Below are 426 nucleotides of genomic sequence, written 5' to 3'. Positions count from 1 at the left end.
CCGGCAAGTACGAGTCCAAGGTCTACCCGAACAAGTGGCTGGCCGGTAAGGCGAAGGACCAGCTCGCGGCCGACAAGACCACGGCGCTGTCGAAGCTCGACGTCGTCGAGGTCAAGGAGCTCTCGAGGTGGGGCAAGGAGACGGCGGTCAGCGTCGCCGACTTCCAGTCCTACAACAAGGGCAAGAACCTGACGAGCAACGGCCCCTGGGCTCCCTTCACGTCTGCGGTCACGACTCCGATCGACGGGCGCGAGTACGGGAACCAGAACTGGAACAAGGACTCGTGGGTCAGCCAGGACGGGAAGACCCTGTACTTCCGGACCCCCAAGCCCAACACCAAGCCGAACGAGCACAAGTACGACTACTTCAAGCGGACCTTCAACGCGAAGATCCTCTCGGGCTACAAGGTCGTGGGCTTCAAGTTCG

Annotated in this window: 1 protein-coding gene; it reads left to right on the top strand. The window is 62.0% G+C overall.

Annotated elements, in window-relative coordinates; genetic code table 11:
* On the top strand, nucleotides 1–426 hold a 426-nt coding region (locus tag FLX08_RS41125; RefSeq protein ID WP_167530783.1), incomplete at both ends, for a hypothetical protein.

Origin of the sequence: Microbispora hainanensis (genome assembly GCF_006874475.1) — a bacterium.
GTDB classification, from domain to species: domain Bacteria; phylum Actinomycetota; class Actinomycetes; order Streptosporangiales; family Streptosporangiaceae; genus Microbispora; species Microbispora hainanensis.
Note: the sequence above shows the minus strand (reverse complement) of the source record. Positions and strands in the feature narration are given on the sequence as shown.